The sequence below is a fragment of the Micromonospora sp. D75 genome (assembly GCF_018070405.1).
In the GTDB taxonomy this organism is placed as follows: Bacteria; Actinomycetota; Actinomycetes; order Mycobacteriales; family Micromonosporaceae; genus Micromonospora; species Micromonospora chalcea.
This window is the reverse complement of sequence record NZ_JAGPXV010000340.1, coordinates 1-6,390: the sequence shown is the minus strand read 5'-3', so window position 1 is coordinate 6,390 and position 6,390 is coordinate 1. Positions and strand designations below refer to the sequence as shown.

Here is a 6,390-nt window from a genome sequence, read left to right as displayed (position 1 = left end):
CCGGCGGCCGTCAGGTGCCCAAGGCGGAGGCCGAGGCGCTGGTCGCGGCCCTGTCCTGGCGGGGCATCGCCAGCTTCCCGCTGCAAGGTGAGTCAGCCTGAACATCGGGCCGCCGGATCGGATAGCCTTCCCACGGTGGCTTTTTCGCCCCAGTTGAGGAGGCACAGTGGAGGTCAAGATCGGCGTGCAGTACGCGCCGCGGGAGCTGGTCCTGGAAAGCGCGCAGTCGCCGGCCGAGATCGAGCAGATCGTGACCGACGCCTTCGCCAGGAGCGAGGGCACGCTCTCCCTGACCGACGAGAAGGGCCGGCGCGTGATCGTGCCGGTCGGCAAGGTCGCCTACGTCGAGATCGCCGAGGCGTCGCCTCGCGCGGTCGGGTTCACCGTTCGCTGATTCCCGCGGCTCAGTTGTTCAGCCCGACCGCCGTCATCCGCGCGGTGTGCGCCTCGGTCAGCCGGCGCAGCAGCCCCGGCACGTCCCCGCCGGTCCGGCCGATCAACGCGCTGAGCGCGCCCCGGTCGGCGGCGGCGACCCGGCCGGCCTGGGACAGCGCCTCCCCGAGCAGCCGCCGGGCCCACATGGAGAGCCGGCCCGCGGCCCGGGGATCGGCCTCGATCGCGGCCCGGATCTCGGCCGCGGCGAACTCGGCGTACCGGGAGTCGTGCAGCACGTCGAGCAGCAGCGTCCGCTCCGGCCCGTCCAGGCCGTCGGCGATCCCGCGCAGGAAGTCGTCGGTGATCGCGTCGCCCACGTACGCCTTCGTCACCGCCTCCGCCCAGTCCCGCGGCTCGGTCGAGTCGTGGTACGCCCGCAGCGCCTCGACGTAGGGGTCCATCGCCTCCTCCGGGGTGACGCCCCACGCGGCGAGGCGGTCGGTCAGCCAGCGATAGTGGGCGATCTCCGCGGCGGCCATCTCGCTGAGCGCGGCGCGGCGGCCCAGGTCGGGCGCGAGGCGGGCGTCGGCGGCGAGGCGGTCGAAGGCGAGCAGTTCGCCGTACGCGACGAGCCCGAACAGGTCGATCGCGGCGGGATCGGGGGCGGTGGGATCGGCGGCGGCAGAGCCGGTCGCGGCGGGGTCGGGGGCGGCCACGAGCGCAGGCTACCGGCGCCAACGCTGTGACTCAAGTCACATCGAGCCGCCCCGCGCGCACGGCCACCACCTGGGAATCGGGACGACTCAGGGGCCGTTCAGGTAGGATGAGACAGTTGCCGTGGGCACCGATTCGGTCAGCTTCGCTGATCAAGACCGGTCCCCGACGCGCGTGCGGCCCGGTCCGGCTCGGCGATTCGCCCCCGACCGCGTGGCCCGCGCCACACACCGAACGCGCCCTGAGGACATGAGGGGCGCACCACGAGAGGGCACCCCCACATCCACATGAGCGACCAGATTTCCGGCCAGCCACTGGCCCCCACCGCTCCGGTCCCGCCGGAGGCACCCACGTTCGCCGCGCTCGGCGCGCGGCAGGAAACCGTCGAGGCGCTGGCCGCCGCCGGCATCACCCGCGCCTTCGCCATCCAGGAGTACGCGCTGCCGATCGCGCTGCGCGGCGTCGACCTGATCGGGCAGGCCCCGACCGGCACCGGCAAGACGCTCGGCTTCGGCATCCCGCTGCTGGAGCGCGTGTTCGCCCCGTCCGAGGGCAGCGACGGCGTCCCGCAGGCGCTCGTCGTCGTACCCACCCGTGAGCTGGGCATCCAGGTCGCCAAGGACCTCGACGCCGCCGGTCGCACCCGGGGCGTCCGGGTGCTGCCGATCTACGGCGGCGTGGCGTACGAGCCGCAGATCGAGGCGCTGCGCAGGGGCGTCGAGATCCTGGTCGGCACCCCCGGCCGCCTGCTGGACCTGCAGAAGCAGAAGCACCTGCGGCTCGACCGGGTCCGCGCGCTCGTCCTCGACGAGGCCGACCGCATGCTCGACCTGGGCTTCCTGGACGACGTCGAGAAGATCCTGGCGATGCTGCCGGAGGACCGGCAGACCATGCTGTTCTCGGCCACCATGCCGGACCCGATCGTCGCGCTGTCGCGGCGGTTCCTGCGCCGGCCGGTGACGATCCACGCCGGGCACACCGCCGAGACCGGCCCGTCCCCGCAGACCACGCAGCTCGCGTACCGCACGCACTCGCTGAACAAGGTCGAGATCGTGGCGCGCATCCTCCAGGCGGAGGGCCGTGGCCTGACCATGATCTTCACCCGTACGAAGCGGGCCGCCGACCGGGTCGCCGAGGATCTCGACTTCCGTGGTTTCGCCGTGGCCGCCGTGCACGGCGATCTCGGCCAGGGCGCGCGGGAGCGGGCGCTGCGGGCGTTCCGCGCCGGCAAGATCGACACGCTGGTCGCGACCGACGTGGCGGCCCGGGGCATCGACGTCACCGGCGTCACGCACGTGATCAACTACGACTGCCCCGAGGACCAGGACACCTACACCCACCGCATCGGCCGTACCGGCCGGGCCGGGGCCACGGGTGTCGCGGTGACGTTCGTCGACTGGGACGACATGCCCCGCTGGCGGATCATCGACAAGACGCTCGGGCTGGACATGCCCGAGCCGCCGGAGACGTACCACACCTCCGCGCACCTCTACACCGACCTGGCCATCCCCACCGACGTCAGCGGCACGCTGCCGACCGCCGAGCGCACCCGCGCCGGGCTGTCCGCCGAGGTCGAGGAGGACCTGGGTGGCGGCGGCCGGGCACGCCGGGGCGCGCGTCGGGGTGACAGCCGGGGCCGCGAGCGCGGCGACCGTGACCGTGGTGACCGCGGTCGGGGCCGTACCAGCGACGGCGGGGACGCGCCCGCCGGGCAGGCCGAGGCCGGGGACGGCGAGGCGACCCGTACGCCGCGTCGGCGGCGGCGTCGCCGGGCCGGCGAGACGGTGGCCGGCGAGCCGACCGCGGTGATCAGCACCGAGGGCTCGACCGAGACCGCCGCCGCACCGCAGGCCGCGGAGGGTGAGACGGCGAGCAAGCCGCGTCGCCGTCGTCGCCGCCGCAGCGGCAGCACCGGCGCGCCCGCCGAAGCCAGCAACGCCGACTGACGAACACCAACGGAAACGGCCTCCCGGACCCCGGTCCCGGAGGCCGTCCCCGTCCCACGACCGCCGGACCCACGCGGTGATCATGAAGTTGACGGCGCGACACGCCGTGCTCACGTACGGCCAACCTCATGATCGACCAGGTCGGTGGGGTGGGTGGAGAACTGGAGAGGTAGGTAGGGATGCCGGAAGCGCTGGAATCGGCGCTCGCCGAGGTACGGACGCTGCTGCTCGCGCCGGGGCTGACCCGGGCGGTGGCCGCCGGGCGGCGTCGTGGGCAGCGTCCCTCGGTGGTACGCGCGGAACTGCGCCCGGTCGCGCTCAAGAGCGGCCCCCGGTTGCAGATCGCCACTTCCGACGGGTCACGGCCGCACACCCGCAACGTGGCGCCGGGCGCCGAGGCCGACGCCGCGGTGGACGAACTGCTCGCCGAGCCGTTCGGCAACTGGCACGTCGAGACCGCCGACGCCACGATCCAGCTCCGGGTGACGAAGTCCGGTGAGGCGCAGGTGCACCGCGCGGCGGCCAGCCGTACCGCCGGCGAGCCGGAGCGGCACGACCGGGCCAAGGAGTGGCTGCTCGACCCGGGTGATCCCCTCTTCAAGGAGATCGGCGGCTCGGCGGCCAAACGCCGGCAGGTCGACGCGTTCCTGCGCGCGCTGGCCGCGACGCTGCCCGACGACCTCACCGGCCCGCTGCGGGTGGTGGACCTGGGCTGCGGCAACGCGTACCTGACCTTCGCCGCCTACCGCTACCTGCTGCGGCGCGGCCTGGACGTGACACTCGTCGGCGTGGACGTACGCGAGGACCAGCGCCGCCGCAACACCGAGCTGGCCGAGCGGCTGGGCTGGGCCGACCGGGTCAGCTTCGTGGCCGGCACCATCGCCGAGGCGCCCGTCGAACCGGCGCCGGACCTGGTGCTCGCGCTGCACGCCTGCGACACCGCCACCGACGAGGCGCTGGCCCGGGCGGTGCGCTGGGACGCCCGCTGGGTGCTCGCCGCGCCCTGCTGCCACCACGACCTGGCCGCCCAGCTCCGGGCGCGCCCGGCGCCGGGCCCGTACGAGCTGCTGACCCGGCAGGGCATCCTCCGGGAGCGGTTCGCCGACGTGCTGACCGACGCGCTGCGGGCCGGTCTGCTGCGCCTGCACGGGTACCGCGCCGAGGTGGTGGAGTTCGTCGACTCCCAGCACACGCCGCGCAACCTGCTCATCCGGGCACGCCGGACGGCCGGAGCGCCGACCGACGGGCAGCGCGCCGAGTATCGCGAGCTGGTCGGCCAGTGGGGCGTGACGCCCCGGCTGGAGACGCTGCTGGCGGAGCGGGCCTGAGGGGCGCGCTACCGCCCCCGGTCGCCCCGGTTGCGATCGCCCCGGTCCAGCACAGACACGCGCTCACCACGGTTGGCGGGCCGCTCGCCGTCCTCGGCCGCGGTCGGGAACGGCACCACCTTCCCGCCGAGCTGCTCGGCGTTGCCGGCGGCGGCGAAGGCGTTCCACGAGATGTCCACGAGCATCCGCTTCAGCTCGGCATGCCGGAGGGCGGCGTTGCGCTGCAACGCCATCCGCGCTCCCAACACGACCGAGGCCAGCGTGGTGCAGATCGCGCCGGTCGCGGCGATCAGGTGTACGCCGGTCGCCTCGCCACCGCGTACCGCCAGCACCAGCAGCCAGATCCAGAAGCCGAGAGCGAACAACGCGGCCTTGGCCACGAAGAAGAGGCTCACCGCGCCGGGGCGATGCGGTACGGGACGGTCCGGCTCGGCCATGCTTCTCCTCCATCGATTCTCAGGGTTCACTCAGCCTATTACCCGAAGCGCATTACCCGAAGCAAGCTTCCGCATTCACCGAGTCCCGCCGACGAGATCTCCGGACCGATCAGTCAGTTACTTCTGCGCCCCGGCGTACTAGGCTCGATCGACAGAGCCGGGCCACCGGCGGGAGGGGCAGATCCGACAGGGATGGGTTCGGCAGACGTTTCGCCGCAGATGGCCTTCGCGCGCTTCGTACGCCGGGCCATCGACGACGCGCGCGAGGAACGCGGCTGGACGGTCACCGATCTGGCCACCCACACCGGAGTCGGCCGCTCGACGGTGTTCCGCTGGCTGGCCGGCGACTGGCAGGACTACCCCGAACTCGCCAAGGTGCGCGGCTTCTGCGCCGCTCTCGACCTGCCCGTGGCGGCCGCGTTCCGCGCGCTGGGCCTGCCCGACGCCGGGCCGGTGCCGCGCCGCCGAGGTGCCGAGGAGGGTCCGGTGGAGGCCGACGTGCGGGTGATCCTGGACCGGCTGGCCGACCCGAGCGTGCCCGCCGAGGAGAAGCACCACATCCGCGATCTGCTCCGCTACCTGGCCCGCCGCCCGGTCCGCCGCGCCGGCTGACCGAGGGCTCAGGCCACTGTCAGCGTGAACTCGGCGGTCCGCACCACGCCGCCGACCTGGAAGTCCAGGAACATCCGGTAGTTGCCCGGCCCCGGCGCGGTCAGCCAGAACGTCACCTCGTCGCCGTCGCGCACCGGCTCCGGGTGTACGTGCAGGTAACCGAGGTCGCCCTCGCGCAGCGCGACCAGGTGCCCGAACGCGCCGAGGTACGGCTGAAGCGGCGCTGCCGCGCCGTCCGCGCCGGTGATCCGGAACCGCAGCGGCACCGAGCGTCCCACCTCCGGGGTGCCCGTGTACGCGGCGGTGAACCCGTCGACGGTGGCCGACGTCGCGGCGGCGGGCAACGGCCGGGGCCGGTACGCGCCGGGCGCGGCCAGGTCGGCGCCGAGCACCACGGCGACCTGTCCACCGTCGTCGGCGACGGCGGTGAAGTCCGCGTACATCCGCCAGGAGCCCGCCTCGATCGGCCCGAGCGGCACCGACCAGGTGCCGTCGGCGGCCATCGTGGGGTGCAGGTGCAGGTAACCGCTCAGGTCACGGCGCACCACGATCACATGCATCGGCTTGTCGTGCACCACGGCGAACCGGGTGACCGCGCGGCGCTTGTCGTCGCGGATCTGGAAGCGCAGCTCACCGGCGCGGCCGGCGGTCAGCTCGGCGTTCGACGGGACCAGCGTGTAACCGGCCGAGGTGATCGACAGCCCGGCCGCGCCGTCGCCGCCGCCCTGGGTGACGGTGGCGCCGTCGTGGGAGTGCGCGCCGGTGCCGGGCGCGTGGGCGTGCATGCCGCCGTCGCCCGTGGTGGCCCCGCTCGCCGTGGCTGCGGGCCGCGCCGGGTCGGCGGGCGCGTTCATCCGGCCGAGCCCGAACCCGAGCAGCACCGCGAGCACGAGCCCGCCCACCACCAGGGCCAACCGCAGCGTCTCCCGATCCACCGCGACCGGGCCGCCCGCGGCCACCCCGGCGCGGGGCGGCTGT

7 protein-coding genes and 1 pseudogene are annotated in these 6,390 nt (G+C 74.1%); 5 read left to right on the top strand and 3 right to left on the bottom strand.

The genetic code is table 11. From position 1 onward, the window contains the following. Together KBX39_RS19820 and KBX39_RS19815 are read left to right on the top strand one after the other, a co-directional pair. A pseudogene (locus KBX39_RS19820) lies at positions 1-101 on the top strand (TetR/AcrR family transcriptional regulator); the annotation flags it as partial. Positions 102-166: 65 nt separating this feature from the next. After that, entirely contained in the window at positions 167-394 is a 228-nt protein-coding gene (locus KBX39_RS19815) for a DUF3107 domain-containing protein (protein WP_030502928.1), read from the top strand. A 10-nt stretch (positions 395-404) separates the two neighbouring features. On the opposite strand, the gene KBX39_RS19810 is transcribed toward KBX39_RS19815, so the two are convergent. Continuing rightward, positions 405-1,091: a ferritin-like fold-containing protein gene (locus tag KBX39_RS19810; protein WP_210871905.1), complete on the bottom strand. Its 687-nt coding sequence runs from the start codon at positions 1,089-1,091 to the stop codon at positions 405-407. Positions 1,092-1,376: 285 nt separating this feature from the next. Between KBX39_RS19810 and KBX39_RS19805 the strand changes: the two genes are divergently transcribed. Together KBX39_RS19805 and KBX39_RS19800 are read left to right on the top strand one after the other, a co-directional pair. Further along, positions 1,377-3,035, top strand: a complete 1,659-nt coding sequence (locus KBX39_RS19805; protein ID WP_113973473.1) for a DEAD/DEAH box helicase — start codon at positions 1,377-1,379, stop codon at positions 3,033-3,035. 179 nt (positions 3,036-3,214) lie between these two features. Next, positions 3,215-4,363, top strand: coding sequence for an SAM-dependent methyltransferase (locus KBX39_RS19800; RefSeq protein ID WP_210871904.1), 1,149 nt, complete (start codon positions 3,215-3,217; stop codon positions 4,361-4,363). Positions 4,364-4,371: 8 nt separating this feature from the next. Here KBX39_RS19800 and KBX39_RS19795 read toward each other — a convergent pair whose 3' ends face one another. Next, positions 4,372-4,800 carry a hypothetical protein gene (locus KBX39_RS19795; RefSeq protein WP_069088024.1) on the bottom strand — a complete coding sequence of 143 codons (429 nt, stop codon included), beginning with the start codon at positions 4,798-4,800 and terminating at the stop codon, positions 4,372-4,374. A 192-nt stretch (positions 4,801-4,992) separates the two neighbouring features. Between KBX39_RS19795 and KBX39_RS19790 the strand changes: the two genes are divergently transcribed. Further along, positions 4,993-5,412: a helix-turn-helix domain-containing protein gene (locus KBX39_RS19790; protein WP_043328166.1), complete on the top strand. Its 420-nt coding sequence runs from the start codon at positions 4,993-4,995 to the stop codon at positions 5,410-5,412. 8 nt (positions 5,413-5,420) lie between these two features. Here KBX39_RS19790 and KBX39_RS19785 read toward each other — a convergent pair whose 3' ends face one another. Beyond that, complete coding sequence (locus KBX39_RS19785; protein ID WP_210871906.1) at positions 5,421-6,371, bottom strand: hypothetical protein; 951 nt, start codon at positions 6,369-6,371, stop codon at positions 5,421-5,423. Positions 6,372-6,390 lie beyond the last annotated feature (19 nt).

What these genes read in the sequence shown, in the direction of transcription:
- KBX39_RS19805 (WP_113973473.1), top strand. Translation starts at nt 1,377, where the DNA reads ATGAGCGACCAGATTTCCGGCCAGCCACTGGCCCCCACCGCTCCGGTC.
- KBX39_RS19790 (WP_043328166.1), top strand. Translation starts at nt 4,993, where the DNA reads ATGGGTTCGGCAGACGTTTCGCCGCAGATGGCCTTCGCGCGCTTCGTA.
- KBX39_RS19800 (WP_210871904.1), top strand. Translation starts at nt 3,215, where the DNA reads ATGCCGGAAGCGCTGGAATCGGCGCTCGCCGAGGTACGGACGCTGCTG.
- KBX39_RS19795 (WP_069088024.1), bottom strand. Translation starts at nt 4,800, where the DNA reads ATGGCCGAGCCGGACCGTCCCGTACCGCATCGCCCCGGCGCGGTGAGC.